Source organism: Serinibacter salmoneus, assembly GCF_002563925.1.
In the GTDB taxonomy this organism is placed as follows: domain Bacteria; phylum Actinomycetota; class Actinomycetes; order Actinomycetales; family Beutenbergiaceae; genus Serinibacter; species Serinibacter salmoneus.
In genome coordinates, this window is sequence record NZ_PDJD01000001.1 from 933,921 (window position 1) to 949,573 (window position 15,653).

Annotated in this window: 14 protein-coding genes; 11 read left to right on the top strand and 3 right to left on the bottom strand. The window is 72.0% G+C overall.

The features are described 5' to 3' along the window. Nucleotides 1–11 precede the first annotated feature (11 nt). From ATL40_RS04020 to ATL40_RS04050, 7 genes are all read left to right on the top strand, one after another. Nucleotides 12–1,058: a TIGR03842 family LLM class F420-dependent oxidoreductase gene (locus ATL40_RS04020; RefSeq protein ID WP_098468411.1), complete on the top strand. Its 1,047-nt coding sequence runs from the start codon at nt 12–14 to the stop codon at nt 1,056–1,058. Continuing rightward, complete coding sequence (locus tag ATL40_RS04025) at nt 1,055–1,930, top strand: ABC transporter permease (protein WP_098468412.1); 876 nt, start codon at nt 1,055–1,057, stop codon at nt 1,928–1,930. The genes ATL40_RS04020 and ATL40_RS04025 overlap by 4 nt, the downstream gene beginning before the upstream one ends. Beyond that, nucleotides 1,927–2,745 carry an ABC transporter ATP-binding protein gene (locus tag ATL40_RS04030; RefSeq protein WP_098468413.1) on the top strand — a complete coding sequence of 273 codons (819 nt, stop codon included), beginning with the start codon at nt 1,927–1,929 and terminating at the stop codon, nt 2,743–2,745. The genes ATL40_RS04025 and ATL40_RS04030 overlap by 4 nt, the downstream gene beginning before the upstream one ends. A gap of 40 nt (nt 2,746–2,785) precedes the next feature. Further along, entirely contained in the window at nt 2,786–3,538 is a 753-nt protein-coding gene (locus ATL40_RS04035) for an ABC transporter permease (protein ID WP_245866700.1), read from the top strand. Nucleotides 3,539–3,595: 57 nt separating this feature from the next. Next, the gene (locus ATL40_RS04040; RefSeq protein ID WP_098468415.1) at nt 3,596–4,789 is read left to right on the top strand and encodes an ABC transporter substrate-binding protein; all 1,194 of its coding nucleotides are present in this window, start codon (nt 3,596–3,598) and stop codon (nt 4,787–4,789) included. A gap of 140 nt (nt 4,790–4,929) precedes the next feature. Next, nucleotides 4,930–6,279, top strand: coding sequence for an aspartate aminotransferase family protein (locus tag ATL40_RS04045; RefSeq protein ID WP_098468416.1), 1,350 nt, complete (start codon nt 4,930–4,932; stop codon nt 6,277–6,279). A gap of 46 nt (nt 6,280–6,325) precedes the next feature. Then, a complete protein-coding gene (locus ATL40_RS04050) occupies nt 6,326–7,096 on the top strand; it encodes an SDR family NAD(P)-dependent oxidoreductase (protein ID WP_098468417.1) in 771 nt (256 codons plus the stop codon). A gap of 35 nt (nt 7,097–7,131) precedes the next feature. Here ATL40_RS04050 and ATL40_RS04055 read toward each other — a convergent pair whose 3' ends face one another. Then, on the bottom strand, nt 7,132–7,809 hold the full coding sequence (locus ATL40_RS04055; RefSeq protein ID WP_098468418.1) for a pentapeptide repeat-containing protein: 678 nt from the start codon (nt 7,807–7,809) through the stop codon (nt 7,132–7,134). A gap of 173 nt (nt 7,810–7,982) precedes the next feature. On the opposite strand from ATL40_RS04055, the gene ATL40_RS04060 reads away from it, so the two are divergent. From ATL40_RS04060 to ATL40_RS04075, 4 genes are read left to right on the top strand one after another with little or no spacing between them, the layout of a single operon-like run. Continuing rightward, complete coding sequence (locus tag ATL40_RS04060; protein WP_098468419.1) at nt 7,983–8,978, top strand: metal ABC transporter solute-binding protein, Zn/Mn family; 996 nt, start codon at nt 7,983–7,985, stop codon at nt 8,976–8,978. A 2-nt stretch (nt 8,979–8,980) separates the two neighbouring features. Further along, entirely contained in the window at nt 8,981–9,778 is a 798-nt protein-coding gene (locus ATL40_RS04065; protein WP_245866702.1) for a metal ABC transporter ATP-binding protein, read from the top strand. After that, on the top strand, nt 9,775–10,860 hold the full coding sequence (locus ATL40_RS04070; RefSeq protein ID WP_245866704.1) for a metal ABC transporter permease: 1,086 nt from the start codon (nt 9,775–9,777) through the stop codon (nt 10,858–10,860). The genes ATL40_RS04065 and ATL40_RS04070 overlap by 4 nt, the downstream gene beginning before the upstream one ends. Continuing rightward, on the top strand, nt 10,857–11,774 hold the full coding sequence (locus ATL40_RS04075) for a metal ABC transporter permease (RefSeq protein WP_098468420.1): 918 nt from the start codon (nt 10,857–10,859) through the stop codon (nt 11,772–11,774). Before ATL40_RS04070 ends, ATL40_RS04075 begins: the two co-directional genes overlap by 4 nt. 110 nt (nt 11,775–11,884) lie before the next feature. Here ATL40_RS04075 and ATL40_RS04080 read toward each other — a convergent pair whose 3' ends face one another. Together ATL40_RS04080 and ATL40_RS04085 are read right to left on the bottom strand one after the other, a co-directional pair. Further along, entirely contained in the window at nt 11,885–13,696 is a 1,812-nt protein-coding gene (locus tag ATL40_RS04080) for an ABC transporter ATP-binding protein (RefSeq protein ID WP_098468421.1), read from the bottom strand. Continuing rightward, nucleotides 13,693–15,597, bottom strand: a complete 1,905-nt coding sequence (locus ATL40_RS04085; protein ID WP_342747596.1) for an ABC transporter ATP-binding protein — start codon at nt 15,595–15,597, stop codon at nt 13,693–13,695. Before ATL40_RS04085 ends, ATL40_RS04080 begins: the two co-directional genes overlap by 4 nt. Nucleotides 15,598–15,653: the final 56 nt, after the last annotated feature.

Genomic DNA, 15,653 nt, shown 5'->3' on the forward strand with positions numbered 1-15,653 from the left:
GAGGAGCAGCCATGGACTTCGGCGTCGTGCTGCAGACCAACCCGCCCGCGTGGCGCACCGTCGACCTGGCGCGCCAGGCCGAGACCCACGGCTTCGAGTACGTGTGGACCTTCGACTCCCACCTGCTGTGGCAGGAGCCGTTCGTGATCTACTCCGCGATCCTGGCGGCCACCCACCGGGTCACGGTCGGGCCGATGGTCACCAACCCGGCCACTCGGGACTGGACGGTGATCGCCTCCCACTTCGCCACCCTGAACGAGATGTTCGGCAACCGCACCATCTGCGGGATCGGGCGCGGGGACTCCGCCGTGCGCACCCTGAGCGGGCGCCCCTCCAACCTCGCCACCCTGGAGGACTCCATCGCGGTCATCCGCGAGCTGGGCAACTCCCGCGGCGCCGTGCTGGCCCCCGGTACGGACGCCGAACGGCGGGTGCAGTTCCCCTGGTCGCGGGGCTCGGCGCTGGACGTCTGGGTCGCCGCGTACGGCCCCAGGGCGCTCGACCTCACCGGCCGGGTGGGGGACGGGTTCATCCTGCAGCTGGCCGACCCCGACATCGCCCGGTGGATGATCCGGGCCGTGCGGGACTCCGCCGAGGCCGCGGGACGGGACCCCGACGAGGTGGACATCTGCGTGGCGGCCCCCGCCTACGTGGGCGACGGCGCGGCGCCCGCCGAACGCGCCCACATGCGCGAGCAGTGCCGCTGGTTCGGCGGGATGGTCGGCAACCACGTGGCCGAGATCGTGCGCCGCTACGGCACCGACTCCGCCGTACCCAAGGCGCTCACGGACTACGTGCGCGACCGTGAGGGCTACGACTACAACCAGCACGGCCGCGCCGGGAACACCCACACCACCTTTGTCTCCGACGAGATCGTGGAGCGGTTCTGCCTGCTGGGCTCCCCGCACGAGCACGTGGAACGACTGCGTGAGCTCGAATCGCTGGGCACCACCCAGTTCGCCGTCTACCTCCAGCACGACAACAAGGAGGAGACGATGCGGCTGTACGGCGAGCGCGTCATCCCCGCGATGGCCCAGACCGTGACGGCGACCTCATGAGGCGAGCCCTGCGCATCAAGCCGGTCGCGGCCGTGCTGGCCGTGGTGCTGCTCGCCGCGGTGTGGGAGGCCTACAAGGCTCTCGGGCCCGAGCAGGGGTGGTCGATCGGCGAGACGCGGATCCTGCCGCGCACCACCGATGTCGCGATGCCGCACACCTGGGACATGGTCGCCCGGCTCTTCGAGCCGGTCACCGGCGGCACCGGCGCCCAGGTGCTGTGGCTGGCCGTGGGTGAGGCGATGATGCTGTCCCTGGCGATCGCGGTGGTCGGCTGGCTCATCGGAGTCGGCGTAGGGGTCGTGCTGGCGGTGGCGATGCAGCGGGTGCGGATCGTGGAGCGCGCCGTGCTGCCGCTGGTGATCCTCTCCCAGACCGTGCCGCTGATCGCCCTGGCGCCCCTGGTGCGCAGCTGGGGTTCCCAGCTGGAGTTCGGCTCCTTCGAGTGGCAGGCGTGGATGTCGGTGGCGGTGATCGCCTCCTACCTCGCCTTCTTCCCGGTGGCCGTGGGGATGCTGCGGGGCCTGAGCTCACCCGACGCGATCGGGGTGGAGCTGTTGCGCTCCTGCGGAGCGACCTGGGCGACGACGATGCTGCGGCTTCGGTCGCCGGCCAGCGTGCCGTACCTGCTCCCCGCGCTGCGCCTGGCCGCGGCCGGAGCCGTGATCGGCACGGTGGTGGCCGAGGTCGCCACCGGCCTGCCCGATGGCCTGGGCCGGATGATCGTGGAGTTCGCGGCCTTCGCCGGCAGCGACCCGGCCAAGCCGTGGGCCCCGATCTTCGGGGCCGTGCTCATGGGGCTGCTCGCTGCCGGTGCCGTGGCGCTGCTGGGCTCCGGCCTGCGCCGATTCCGCCGCGGGGAGGTGGCGGCATGACCGCGCACGCCGTGCACGCCGTGGACCTCACGCGGGTGTTCGCCTCGGCGAGCGGGACGGTGACCGCCCTGGACGGGGTCTCCCTCATCGTGGAGCCGGGGGAGTTCGTCTCCCTCATCGGTCCCTCCGGGTGCGGGAAGTCTACCCTGCTGCGCCTGATCGCGGACCTGGACCAGCCCACCTCCGGGACCCTGGAGGTGTTCGGGACGAGCGCGCGGCAGTCCAGACTGGCCCGTAGTTACGGGATCGCGTTCCAACAGGCGGGCCTGCTGCCGTGGCGGTCGGTGCGCGCCAATGTGGAACTGCCCCTCGCCGTCGCCGGGGACGGGCGCCGCACCCGGCGTGAACGCGCCGATCATCTGCTGGAGATGGTGGGCCTGGCCGACTTCGCCGAGCGCTACCCCGATGAGCTCTCCGGCGGGATGCAGCAGCGCGTGGCGATCGCCCGGTCCCTGGCCACCTCGCCCAGCCTGCTGCTCATGGACGAACCGTTCGGGGCGTTGGACGAGATGACCCGCGAGCACCTGCAGGCGCAGCTGCTGCGCATCCGGGAGGAGACCAAGGCCGCGGTCGTATTCGTCACCCACTCGGTGCCCGAGGCCGTGTTCCTCTCCGACCGCGTGGTGGTGATGTCCCCCCGCCCGGGGCGGATCCGGGAGATCATCCCGGTGGCCCTGGACCGCGGCGAGAGCGCCACCGATGCGGCCGCCGCCGACGACCTGCGCGCCCGGGAGGACTTCACCCAGGCCCTCGCCCGGGTGCGTCACAGCCTGCACGCCGGGGAGAGCGCCGGTCTCGGGGTGGACGTGCGATGAGAGGGTCTGCGATGGCGGGTCTGCGACGACGGGTTCCGCGGTGAGGGGCGTGCTGCGCCAGGCGCTGCCGCCCGTGGTCCTGCTCGCGCTGCTGATCGGCCTGTGGCAGGCGGCGGTGACCCTCGCCGAGATCCCGCCGTTCGTGCTGCCCGGGCCCAGCGCCATCGCCGCCGAGGCGGGGGAGTTCGCCGATCCGATCCTCACCGCCTCCCTGGTCACCGCCGGCAACGCCCTGGCGGGCCTGGTGATCGGGTCGCTGCTCGCGGTGCTGCTCGCGCTGCTCGCCTCCCAGCTGTGGGCCCTGGACGCGCTGGCCGATCCGGTGGTCTCGGCCCTCGCCGTCGTGCCGATCGTGGCCCTGGCCCCGGTGCTGTACTCGATGTACGGAGCGAGCTCGGAGCAGGCGCGCGTGATCGTGGCGGGTCTGGCGGCGTTCGTCCCGGTGTACGTCAACGCCCTGCGCGGGCTGCACCAGGTGCGCGCGGTGCACCGCGACCTGATGCGTGCCCTGGCCGCACCCGCGGCCACGGTGATCCGCGCCGTCACGATTCCCACCGCCCTGCCGTTCGTCTTCACCGGGCTGCGCCTCGCCTCGGCGCAGGCGGTCATCGCCGCGATCGTCGCGGAGTACTTCGGCGGCCCGCGCTCCGGCATCGGGTCGTTCATCACGACGGCGGCCGCCGGCTCCAACTACGCCCTCGCCTGGGCGTACGTGCTGGGCGGGATCGTCGTCGGCCTGCTGTTCTACACGGCCACCTACGCCCTCGAGGCGGCCGTGACCAGGCGTCGCTGATCAGCGACGCCCCGCCCGGCGGCGGAGATCTCCGCCGCCGCGATCCCTGGAGGAACCATGCGAAGGACACGATGGACCGGCGCCCTGGCCGCCGGCGCCGCAGGGGCTCTGCTGCTGGCCGCGTGCTCGGGCGGTAGCGAGGACACCGGGAGCGAGGACTCCGGATCGGAGTCCGGCGAGTCGACTGAGTCGTCAGAGGAGTCGGGGTCGCAGGACTCCGGTGAACTCACCCCCGTCTCGCTTCAGCTGCAGTGGCTCACCCAGGCGCAGTTCGCCGGGTACTTCGCGGCCCTGGACCAGGGGTACTACGAGGAGGAGGGGATCGACCTGGAGATCATCGAGTCCGGTGGTGACATCGTGCCGCAGGACGCCCTGGCCGCCGGGGAGGTCGACTTCGCGATCGCGTGGGTGCCCAAGGTGCTCGGCTCCATCGAACAGGGCGCGGGCATCACGAACATCGCGCAGATCTTCGAGCGCTCCGGCACCCTGCAGGTGGCCTTCGCCGACTCCGGCATCACCGGGGTGGAGGACCTGGAGGGGGCCAGCATCGGCTCCTGGGGATACGGGAACGAGTGGGAACTGTTCGCCGGCCTCAACCAGGCGGGCGTCGAGGACTTCGAGATGGTCACCCAGGCCTTCGACATGCTCGCCCTGCTCAACGGCGACATCGACGCCGCGCAGGCGATGACCTACAACGAGTACGCCCAGTTGCTGGAGACCGTGAACCCGGACACCGGCGAGCTGTACACCGCCGAGGACTTCGTGGTCATCGACTGGAACGAGGAGGGCGTGGCCATGCTGCAGGACGCCGTCTGGGCGGACACCGAGCGGCTGGAGACGGACGAGGCCTACGCCGACCTCGCGGTGCGGTTCCTCAAGGCCACCGTCAAGGGGTGGATCTACGCCCGCGACAACCCCGAGGAGACCGCCACGATCGTCACCGAGGCCGGCTCCACCCTCGGGGAGAGCCACCAGCTGTGGATGACCAACGAGACCAACAAGCTCGTGTGGCCCTCCACCACCGGCGGCATCGGCCTGGTGGACCAGGAGGTGTGGGACCGCACCGTGGACCTCGCGCTGGGCACCAGCAACGAGACCGGCGCCACGATCATCAGCACCGAGCCGCCCGAGTCGGCCCTGTCCACCACCTACATCGAGCAGGCCCTGGCCGAACTCGAGGCGGAGGGCTACGACGTGGTCGGGGAGTCCTTCGCCCCGATCGAGGTCACCCTCAACGAGGGCGGAGCCTGAGCCACACCCCGCGGCCGGGCGATCGCCCGGCCGCGGGGCCCCGCCCGCGCGCGAATCGCGCCGGTGGGGTTGGATCGAGGCAGGCAGATCAGCAGGCAGGCACGCACCCTGGGGCGGCCTGATCAGGAGAGGAAACCACGATGTCCCCCACCACGACCGGCACGGGCGCCGGCGCATCGAGCGGTGATGCGCTGAACGCCGAGGCCCTCGACCTCGACGCCCAGCACGTGTTCCACTCCTGGTCCGCCCAGGACGGGCGCACGCCCCTGGTGGTTGCAGGTGGTTCCGGCTCCCGGGTGTGGGATCACGACGGCCGCACCCTCCTGGACTTCTCCTCCCAGTTGGTGAACACGAACGTCGGCCATCAGCATCCGGTGGTGGTGGCGGCGATCCGGGAGCAGGCGGGGGTGTTGACCACGGTGGCGCCGGCGACGGCGAATCTGGTGCGCGGCCGGGCTGCGGAGTCGATCCTGTCGCATGCCCCGGAGGGGTTCGCGAAGGTGTTCTTCACCAATGCCGGGGCGGATGCGAACGAGAACGCGATCCGGATGGCGCGGCAGGTGACGGGGCGGGACAAGGTGGTCTCCCTGTACCGGTCGTATCACGGGAACACGGGGGCGGCGATCGTGTCCACGGGGGACTGGCGGCGGGTGCCGAACGAGTACGCGCGTGGGCATGTGCACGCGTTCGGGCCGTATCTGTACCGCAGCGAGTTCTGGGCGGTGGACCAGGAGCAGGAGTGTGAACGGGCGCTGCATCACCTGGAGCGGGTGATCCAGGCCGAGGGGCCGGCCTCGGTGGCGGCGGTGTTGATGGAGACGATCCCGGGGACGGCGGGGGTGCTGGTGCCCCCGGCGGGGTACCTGACGGGGGTGCGGGAGATCTGTGATCGGTACGGGGTCGTGATGATCCTGGATGAGGTGATGGCCGGGTTCGGTCGGACCGGGCACTGGTTCGCGCTGGATGCCTACGGGGTGGTGCCCGATCTGATCACGTTCGCCAAGGGGGTGAACTCGGGGTACGTGCCGGCCGGTGGGGTGATCATCTCCGAGGCGATCTCCTCCTACTTCGATGAGCGGGTCTTCCCGGGCGGGTTGACCTACTCGGGGCATCCGTTGGCGATGGCCTCGATCGTGGCGGCGCTGGGTGTGATGGAGTCCGAGGGGATCGTGGCCAACGCCGCGCGGATCGGGCGGGATGTGCTGGGGCCGGGATTGCGGGCCCTGGCGGATCGGCACACGGTGATCGGTGAGGTGCGGGGGATGGGGGTGTTCTGGGCGGTGGAACTGGTGGCCGACCGGGCCACTCGTGAGCCGCTACCGGCTGCGGCGATGGGAGCGGTGAAGGCGGGGTCGATGGCGCGCGGGGTGCTCCCGTTCGTCCAGGACAACCGCCTGCACGTGGTCCCCCCGTGCATCGTCACCGACGAGGAGATCGCCGAGGGCCTGGCGGCGATCGACGCCACCCTCACCGACATCGAGCAGGCTTGATGACCTACCCCCGATTCATGATCTACCCCCGAATCCAGGAGCAGCCATGACCATCCCCAGCCCTGAGACCATCCCGCCCCGCGCCGTCGTGACCGGTGCCTCCACCGGCATCGGCGCCGCCACGGTGCGGCTGCTGCGCCGCCAGGGGTGGGACGTGGTCGCGACCGCGCGCCGCGCCGACCGACTCGAGGCCCTCGCGCAGGAGACCGGCTGCCACTGGGTGGCCGCGGACCTCACGGTGAGCGACGACGTCGCACGCCTGGGTGAGGAGGTCGCGGCGGGCGGCGGGCTGACCGCCCTGGTCAACAACGCCGGCGGCGCCCTCGGGCAGGACCCGGTGGCCAGCGGCAGGATCGAGGACTGGCAGACCATGTATGAGCGCAACGTGCTCGCCGCGCTGCGCACCACCCAGACCTTCCTGCCGCTGCTGGAGGCCGACGGCGGGGGAGACGTGCTGTTCGTGACCTCCACCGCCGCGCACGGGGCCTACCCCGGCGGAGCCGGGTACACCGGGGTGAAGCGCGCCGAACGTGAGATCGCCCTGACCATGCGGCAGGAGCTCATCGGGCGTCCGGTGCGCATCCTGGAGTTCGCCCCCGGGCTGGTGGAGACCGAGGAGTTCTCCCTGAACCGGTTCGGCGGGGACGCCGAGCGAGCCGCCGCCGTCTATGCCGGCATGCACGCGTTGAGCGCCGAGGACGTGGCCGAGGGCATCGTGTGGACCCTGAGCCGGCCGCGGCACGTGAACATCGACCTCATGATCATGCGGCCGCTCGCGCAGGCCACGAACACGGCGGTGGCCCGAACCCAGGGCTGAGTACGCACGACGCGTCTGCAGGTCACGTGGCGGACTCAGGCGTCGTCGCGCACGTCGATGCCGAGCGAGCGGGCAAGGACGGGCGCGAGCAGGCTCAGCTGCACGGAGTCGATGATGGCGCCGCGCAGCGACTCGATCCCGCGCACTTCCTGCACCTCGGCGCCTCGCAGGTCCACGTGCGCCAGGCGTGATCCCTGCACATCGAGGGCGCGCACCCGGGTGTCGCGGAAGGCCACCCGGGTCGCGGAGGCCTGGAGCAGGTCCAGCTCCTCGATCGTGCAGTCGGTGAACTGCACGTCCTGCAGCGTGGCGCCGCGCAGGTTGACGTAGCCGAGCTTGCAGTTCACCAGGTGCACCGCCCGCCAGGGCGACTCGTAGGCCTCGAAGGAGCCGAGGCGTGCGTGGTGGATCTCGACGTCGCGCCAATCGCCGCGCGCACCCCGCAGCACCGGGACGTCGAGGTGCTCGAGGACGACGTCGCGCAGGGTCACCCCGCTCAGGTCCGCCTCGGGTGCGCGCAGCGATGCCAGTCGTGAGCCGGTGATCCTCGCCTGCGACAGGTCGAGGGCGTCGAGGTCGAGGTCGGTGATCTCGAAGCCCTCGAGGTCGGCCTCCGCCTCGAGGTCGTAGCGGTCGCCCGGCTGCAGGTCCGTCAGGGAGACCGGGTCGATCACGGGCGCGGTGTCTTCTCCTCGGCGGGATCGGCGGGCCATGGCGCCACGGTATCGCCTGTGACCCGCCGGCGAGAGAGTCGCGCCGCGAGGCTCTCACGTGGCGACGGGGTGCCCTCACCAGCCATGCGGTGGACGCGCGGCACGCTGAGGTCAGGAAAGTTTGGCAAGCCAAAACCCTGGGCTAGGGTGGTCCCACACCCGAGAGGAGCCCGATGTCTCACGCGATCCACCTCCCTTCCCGCCTCGCGTCCGCGACCCTCGCCGCCGGCCTCCTGGCCGGCTGTTCCGCCGGGACACCCGGGGCCGGTGACGCCGCAGGGGCCAGCGCGGGGGAGGCGCTCACCGTCTACGCCACCACCGGCTACCTGGCCGACGCCGTCGCGACCATCGCCCCGGACGCCGAGGTCACCACAATGGTGGGGCCCGGCGGCGACCCGCACACCTACCAGCCGTCGACGGCGGACATCCAGGCGATCCGCAGCGCCGACGTGGTGCTGTGGAACGGACTGCACCTCGAGGCCCAGATGGACGACCAGCTCGCCTCCCTCGGCGACGTCCAACTCGCGGTCGGTGAGGCGATCCCGGAGGACCTGTTGTTGGACTGGCCTGAGCGCGACGAGGCGGGCAACGCCCTGCACGACCCGCACATCTGGAACAGCCCGCAGGCGTGGTCCCTCGCCGTCGAGGCCATCGCCGACCACCTCGCCACGCTGGATCCCGACGGCGCCGCGACCTACCGCGCGAACGCCGCCGCCTACACCGATCAGATCGACCAGGCCGCCCAGGAGGCGCAGGAGGCCCTTGCCGGCATCCCCGAGCCCCGCATCCTCATCACCGGCCACGACGCCTTCGCCTACTTCGGCGACACCTTCGACCTGCAGGTGCATGCCACCGACTTCGTCTCCACCGAGGCCGCGCTCAGCGCCGGGGACCTCTCCGCGCTCGCCGACCTCATCGCCGAGCACGAGGTGCCCGTGATCTTCCAGGACAACCAGGCGAACCCGCAGGCGATCACCAGCCTGCGTGAGGCCGTGGTCGACCGCGGCTGGGACGTCGAGATCGCCACCGAGGAGCTCTACGCCGACTCCCTCGGCGCGCAGGCGGGCGTGGACACCTACCTCGGGGTGTTCCGCCACAACGCCGACGCCGTGGCCCGCGCCCTCGGAGGGACCCCGGAGGGAGAAGGCGCGCTGGAGGGAACACCGTGACCGTGCCCAATCCTGTGCCCGATTCCCCCGGTCCCGTGGCGTCCCCGGTCGCCGAGGTGAGGGGCCTGAGCGTGGCCTACCACGCCGATGCGGTGCTGCGCGGGGTCGATCTGGCCGTGCCCGCCGGGGTGGTGATGGGCGTCGTCGGACCCAACGGCGCCGGGAAGTCCACCCTGCTCAAGGCCATGCTCGGACTCCTGCCCGCCCTCACCGGGAGCGTGCGGTTCTTCGGGCAGAGGCTCGGAGCGGTCCGCGACCGCGTGGGCTACATGCCGCAGGCGGCGGGGGTGGACTGGGACTTCCCGGCCACGGCAGCGGACGTCGTCGCCATGGGCACCTACGACGGCTGGCGACCGCGCCTGGGGCGGCGCCGCCGCGAGGAGCGCGACCGCGCCCTGGTCGCCCTGGAGGAGGTCGGGATGGCCGACTTCGCCGACCGGCAGATCGGGCAACTCTCCGGCGGGCAGCGCCAGCGCGTCTTCCTCGCCCGCACCCTCGTGCGCCGCCCCGACCTGTACCTGATGGACGAGCCGTTCGCCGGGATCGATGCCCGCAGCCAGGAATCGATCGTGCGCGTGCTGCACGAGTTGCGCGCGGCCGGGCGCACCGTGGTGCTCGTGCACCACGACCTGCCCACCGTGCGCGCCTACTGCGACCACGTCACCCTGCTGAACCGCCGAGTGGTGGCCTCCGGGCCGCTGGCCGAGGCCTTCACGACGGCGTCGATCGCCACCGCCTACGACGTGCCGGTGGGGGAGATGGGCGCCCTGGGCGGGGGGCTGCTCGGGGGGACGCCGTGAGCGACCTGGCAGCAGGCGTGTGGGACACAGCCGCGGTGGCCACCGGCGTGCTCGCCGAGCTCCCGAGCCTCGCGCAGGTGTGGGGGAACCACACCTACCGGATGGTGGTGCTCGGCACCACCACGATCGGGCTGGTCGCCGGGGCACTCGGCAGCTTCGCCTACCTGCGCCGGCAGTCCCTGATCTCCGACGTGATCTCCCACGCCGCCCTGCCCGGAACCCTCGTGGTGTTCCTCGCGGCCGTCGCCCTGGGGCTGGACGGACGCAACATGGGTGGGCTCATCGCCGGCGCCATCGTGGTGGGCACCCTCGCGGTGCTCGCGGCCAACGCGATCGAGCGCCTCACCGTGCTGCGCATCGACGCCGCGATGGCGATCGTGCTGGCCACGTTCTTCGGGGTGGGAATGCTGCTCATGCGGATCGTCACCAACGGCGACTTCCCCGGCAAGGGCGGCATCCAGGACTACCTGTTCGGGAACGCCTCCACGATCACCCGCGCCGACCTCGCGACCTCACTCACGGTGGGAGGTGTCGCGCTCGCGATCATGCTCGTGTACTGGCGCGAGTTCGCCCTGCGCACCTTCGATCCCGACCTCGCCGCCACCCTGGGGATGCGGACCCGCCTGGTCGACACGCTCATGTTCACCACGATCGTGATCGCCACGGTCATCGGCGTGAAGGCGGTCGGCCTGGTGCTCATGGTTGCCTTCGTCGTCACGCCCCCCGCGGCCGCCCGCCAGTGGACGCAGTCCCTGCCCGCGATGGTCGCACTCGCCGGGGCGATCGGCGCCGTCGGCAGCGCCCTGGGCGCCTATCTCTCCATCGCGCTGGGAACCGTGCCGACCGGACCGGTGATCGTGCTGACGTTGTTCGCGATCCTGCTCCTCTCCCTGCTGGCCTCCCCGCGACGCAGCGTGCTGCTGCGGGCCGCGCGACGCCGTCGGGCACGCCGCGCGCTCCAGGCGGAGTTGACGCGCGAGGTGCGGGCGCACGAGGCGCGTGCGCAGCGGGTGGCTGAGCAGCGGGTGCCTGAGCAGCGGGTACCTGAGCAGCGGGTACCTGAGCAAGGAGCGCAGCCATGAGTTTCGCCCTGGGAGTGGCGCTGCTCGCCGTCGTCACCGCCGTCACCTGCGCCCTGCCGGGCACCTACGTGGTGCTGCGCCGCAGCTCCATGCTGGTCGATGCCATCAGCCACGCCGTGCTGCCCGGGATCGTGCTCGGGTACCTGCTCACGCGGGACCTGGACTCCCCGGTGCTCATCCTCGGGGCCGCGCTCGCGGGCATGCTTGTGGTGCTCGGCGCGGAGTGGCTCGGCCGCACCGGGCTGCTCACCGGGGACGCGCCGCAGGGCCTGATCTTCCCCGCCCTGTTCAGCATCGGGGTGATCCTCGTGACGCTGAATGCGGCCAATGTGCACCTGGACACCCACGCGGTGCTCGTGGGGGACCTGAACCTCGCCGCCTGGGACCAGCTCGAGATCGCGGGGCTCGCGCTCGGGCCGCGTTATCTGTACCTGATGCTCGGGATGCTGGTGCTCAACGCCGTCGTGCTCGCCCTGCTGCACCGCACCCTCACCCTCACCACCTTCGACCCCGTGTTCGCGCGCACCATCGGGATCCGCTCCGGCCTGGTCAACGCCGTGTTCATGCTGCTGGTGGCGCTCACGGTGACCGCCGCGTACAACGCGGCCGGGGCGATCCTCGTGATCGCGCTCGTGGTGATCCCGCCGGCCACGGCGCGGCTGCTGACCGATCGGCTCCCGGTGATGCTCGGGTTCGCCGCGGGGATCGCGGCGGCCGGGGCGTTGGCGGGGTTCTGGCTCGCGTACGTGCTGGACGCCGCCACCAGCGCGGGGATGGCGACGTTCTACGGCCTCGCCTTCGGTGTGGTGCTGCTGGCCACGCGGCTGCGGCGACGTGAGGGCCGCGAGATGGTGCGAAACGCGCGAGCGTCGACGCCGGGCGCACCATCTCGCGGGCTTCGTCGTCTCTCGTGAGGACGGGGTGGCGCCACGCCTCGGCTGCAGCGGCCACCCGAGGCGGCCCCGCCACTCATCGAGCAGGGACTGCGCGGCCAGCCCGGCCCCCGCGAACCCCGCCTCCGCCGCTAGCCCAGGGTGGCCTGCCACCCCGCGTACAGCGCCGCGAAGTGCCCGGTCCCGGCCGCCAGCTCCTCCGGCGTGCCGTCCTCGATGATCTGACCGTGCTCGAGCACGAGCACCCGGTCGGCGTTCATGACGGTGCTGAGGCGGTGGGCGATCACGATCGAGGTGCGACCCGCGAGCAGGGTCCTCAGCCCCTGCTGCACGATCCGCTCCCCGGGGATGTCCAGCGAACTGGTCGCCTCGTCCAGCACGAGCACCGCCGGGTTCGCCAGGAACGCGCGCGCGAAGCTCACCAGCTGCCGCTGACCCGCGGACAGGCGCACGCCGCGGGTGTCCACGGGGGTGTCATAGCCCTGCGGGAACTGCTCGATCACCTCGTGCACCCCCACGGCACGGGCCGCCGCGATCACCTCCTCGCGGGTGGCGGTGGGGTTGCCGATCGCGATGTTCGCGGCGACCGACCCGGAGAACAGGTAGGCCTCCTGGGTGACCATGACCACCGCGCGCCGCAGGTCCGGGGTGGCGAGGTCGCGCACGTCCACGCCGTCGATGCTCACCGACCCGGAGCGCGCGTCGTAGAACCGCGTCACGAGCTTGGCGATGGTGGACTTCCCCGCGCCGGTGGTGCCGACCATCGCGAGGTTCTGACCCGCGGGGATCTCCAGGTGAAGGTCCGGTAGCACCGAGGCGCCCCGGCCGTACCCGAACTCCACACCGTCGAACCGCACCTCGCCGCGCGGATGGGCAAGCGGCCGCGGGCGTTCCGGCTCGGGCACGGTGGGCTCCTCCAGGAGCAGCGTCGCGAGCTTGTCCAGCGCCGCGATCGCGGACTGGAAGGAGTTGTAGAAGGTGCCGATCTGCGCCAATGGCGCGAAGAACCGCTTCGCGTACAGCACGGCGGCGGCCAGGACCCCCACCTCGATGTCGCCGGCCAGCACCCGCAACCCGCCCACCAGCAGCACCGCGGCCACGGTGACGTTGCCGATGAGGATGAGCCCGGAGTCCAGCAGCCCGAACAGCCGGATGGACTCGGCGGTGCTGCGCTGGAAGTCGCGCGCCACGCCGTCGTACCGGGCCGATTCCACCCGCTCGCGGCGGAAGGCCTGCAGCGCGCGGATACCGGTCATGGCCTCCACGAACCGCACGATCACGCGGGCCGAGGCGTTGCGCTGCTTGGTGTACTGCACGCGCGAGCGCAACTGGAACCAGCGGGTCAGGATGGCGCCGGGAATGATCGCGATCAGCAGCACCAGGCCGCTGACCCAGTCCAGGAGCAGCAGGTAGGTCGCCGTGAAGACCATCGAGAGGCCACTGGCGGCCAGGGTGGTGACGCCGCCGTCCAGCAGCTCGCGCAGCGCCTCGGTGTCGGAGGTCTGCCGGGAGATGATCCGGCCCGAGGTGTACCCCTCGTGGAACTCCAGGTCCAGGCGCTGGGTGTGGCGGAACAGGCGGGTGCGCAGGTCCAGCAGCATGGCCTGGCTGACCCGGGCGGCCATCCGCACCGTCTCGGCGGCCAGCACGCCACCCACGACGGCGATCCCGAGGTAGCCCAGGACGGCCGCCAGGGCGGGGGCGGGGGAGCCGTCGATGAGGGCCGGGATGCCCGAGTCGATCCCGTAGGAGACCAGGGTGGGCCCCGAGGCCAGGGCGAGCTGGGCACCCGCGACGGTGATGGCGAGCAGGATGGCGCGGCCGCGCACAGGCCGCAGGAGGGATCCGAGCAACTGCAGGGAGGCGCGCGCGCCGGCCGCACGTTCGGTGTCGCGGCCGGGCTGCTCCTCGGGCCGCGGGCCGCTGGGGAGCGCGGTGCTCATCGACCCACCCCCTCGGGGACGGGCGTGGGGGCCGGGGTGGGGGCGTCCTGCCCGGGCTCGGCGGCATCGGGTGGATGCTCCATGTCGCTGATCACGTACCGGTAGTGCGCGTGGCTGCGCAGCAACTCCTCATGCGTGCCCACGGCGCTGATCCGCCCGTCCTGCAGCACGGCGACCTGATCGGCGAGTGCCACGGTGGAGGGTCGATGCGCCACCACGAGCGTGGTGGTGCCCGGCAGCAACTCCTTGAGGGCGTCGGTGGCTGCGGTCTCGGTGGCCACGTCGACGGCGGAGAGAGGGTCGTCCATGACGAGCACCCGGGGCTTCGCCGCGATGGCGCGCGCCAGGGCCAGTCGCTGGCGCTGACCACCGGACAGGCTCATCCCCTCCTCGCCGACTCCGGTGTCCACGCCCTGCGGGAGGCGGGCGACGAAACCCGCCTGCGCGGCATCCAGCGCGCGCTGCATGAGGGCCGTCTGCTCGGCCTCCTCCGCGGGGCTCGTGGGGGCCTCGAGGCCGAGCAGCACGTTCTCGCGCACGCTCGCGGAGAACAGCACCGGGTCCTCGAACGCGGGGGAGACCACGCGGCGCAGGTCCCCGCGGCGCACCTCGCGCACGTCCACCCCGTCCACCAGCACGCTGCCCTCATCCACGTCCATCAACCGCGGGATGAGCTGCAGCAGGGTCGATTTGCCCGATCCGGTCAGGCCCACCAGCGCGGTGGTGCGCCCGGCCGGCAGGGTGAGGTCCACGCCGTCCAGCACGGTCCGGTGGCCCAGCACCACGCGGACGTCACGCAGTTCCACGGTGCTGCCCGCGGGGCCGGGCGTTCCGACCGGGCGCGGTGCGGCGGGGTCGGCGACGGCGTTGGGCAGGTCGATGACCTCCAGGTAGCGGTCGGCCGCGGCGCGGGCGTCCAGGGTGGTGGCGAGCAACTGGCCGATGTTCTCCAAAGGCCGGTTGACCACGGCGGCGGTGGCCATGAAGCCCACCAGGGCGCCGACGCTCAGGGCGTCCTGGGTGACCAGCCAGATGCCCACACCGAGCCCGAGGGCGAGGGTGCCCTCGGGGATCGCGGTCACGGCGAGGGAGACCCGGGCCAGGGTGCGGGCCTTGTGCACCTCGGTCTCGCGCAACTCATCCGCCTGCCGGGCGAAGTCGCCCAGGGCGTCCTCCCCGCGACCGAAGGCCTTGAGCACGCGGATGCCGTGCACCGACTCCTCCACGGTGCCGGCGAGGTCGCCCGCCTGGTCGCGTGCCCGTCGGGCGGCGCGCGCGTAGTCGGTGCGGAAGGTGAAGCCGAGCCAGACCATCGGGATCGCACCGGCGAGGTAGATCAGGCCGAGCTGCCAGGCGGTGGTGACCATGAGGACGACGCCCACCACGATGGTGACGGTCGAGACGATGAGCATGACCAGCCCGAACGCGACCCAGCGGCGGATCGAGGACAGGTCGCCCATCGAGCGCTGCAGCAGCTGACCGCCGGCCCACCGGTCGTGGAAGGAACTGGGCTGGTCCAGCAGGTGGTCGAACAGGTCGGTGCGCATGTCGTGTTCGACGGTCGTGGCGGGGGTGGCGATGAACACCCGACGGCTCCACGCCAGCAGCGCCTCCAGGCACCCCAGCCCCAGCACCAGCAGGGCCGCCTGGATCACACCCGTGCGCGACTCCGACGTCAGCAGCGGGCCGTTGACCACCACGCGCAGCACCTGCGGGATCGCCAGCGCCAGCAGGCTCGCCCCGAGGGCCGCGATGCCGCCGAGGATGAGGCGGGGCACGGCCGGGCGCGCCCAGCGCAGGATCTGCACCATCGTGGCGGCGGTGCTGCGGGGCTTGGGGGCGGTCTCGCCCGGGGTCGGCTGATTCTGGGCAGGCGAAGCAGAGGTGGTATCCGGAGGCATCACCGGTGATTATCCTCCTGTCGCCGGTCCGGATGGGACATCCGGCGAGATCGCCC

Excerpts from the sequence above, each read along its gene's own strand:
- ATL40_RS04085 (WP_342747596.1), bottom strand. The coding sequence starts at position 15,597 with ATGCCTCCGGATACCACCTCTGCTTCGCCTGCCCAGAATCAGCCGACC.
- ATL40_RS04050 (WP_098468417.1), top strand. The coding sequence starts at position 6,326 with ATGACCATCCCCAGCCCTGAGACCATCCCGCCCCGCGCCGTCGTGACC.
- ATL40_RS04040 (WP_098468415.1), top strand. The coding sequence starts at position 3,596 with ATGCGAAGGACACGATGGACCGGCGCCCTGGCCGCCGGCGCCGCAGGG.
- ATL40_RS04055 (WP_098468418.1), bottom strand. The coding sequence starts at position 7,809 with ATGGCCCGCCGATCCCGCCGAGGAGAAGACACCGCGCCCGTGATCGAC.
- ATL40_RS04045 (WP_098468416.1), top strand. The coding sequence starts at position 4,930 with ATGTCCCCCACCACGACCGGCACGGGCGCCGGCGCATCGAGCGGTGAT.
- ATL40_RS04075 (WP_098468420.1), top strand. The coding sequence starts at position 10,857 with ATGAGTTTCGCCCTGGGAGTGGCGCTGCTCGCCGTCGTCACCGCCGTC.
- ATL40_RS04080 (WP_098468421.1), bottom strand. The coding sequence starts at position 13,696 with ATGAGCACCGCGCTCCCCAGCGGCCCGCGGCCCGAGGAGCAGCCCGGC.
- ATL40_RS04025 (WP_098468412.1), top strand. The coding sequence starts at position 1,055 with ATGAGGCGAGCCCTGCGCATCAAGCCGGTCGCGGCCGTGCTGGCCGTG.
- ATL40_RS04030 (WP_098468413.1), top strand. The coding sequence starts at position 1,927 with ATGACCGCGCACGCCGTGCACGCCGTGGACCTCACGCGGGTGTTCGCC.
- ATL40_RS04020 (WP_098468411.1), top strand. The coding sequence starts at position 12 with ATGGACTTCGGCGTCGTGCTGCAGACCAACCCGCCCGCGTGGCGCACC.
- ATL40_RS04060 (WP_098468419.1), top strand. The coding sequence starts at position 7,983 with ATGTCTCACGCGATCCACCTCCCTTCCCGCCTCGCGTCCGCGACCCTC.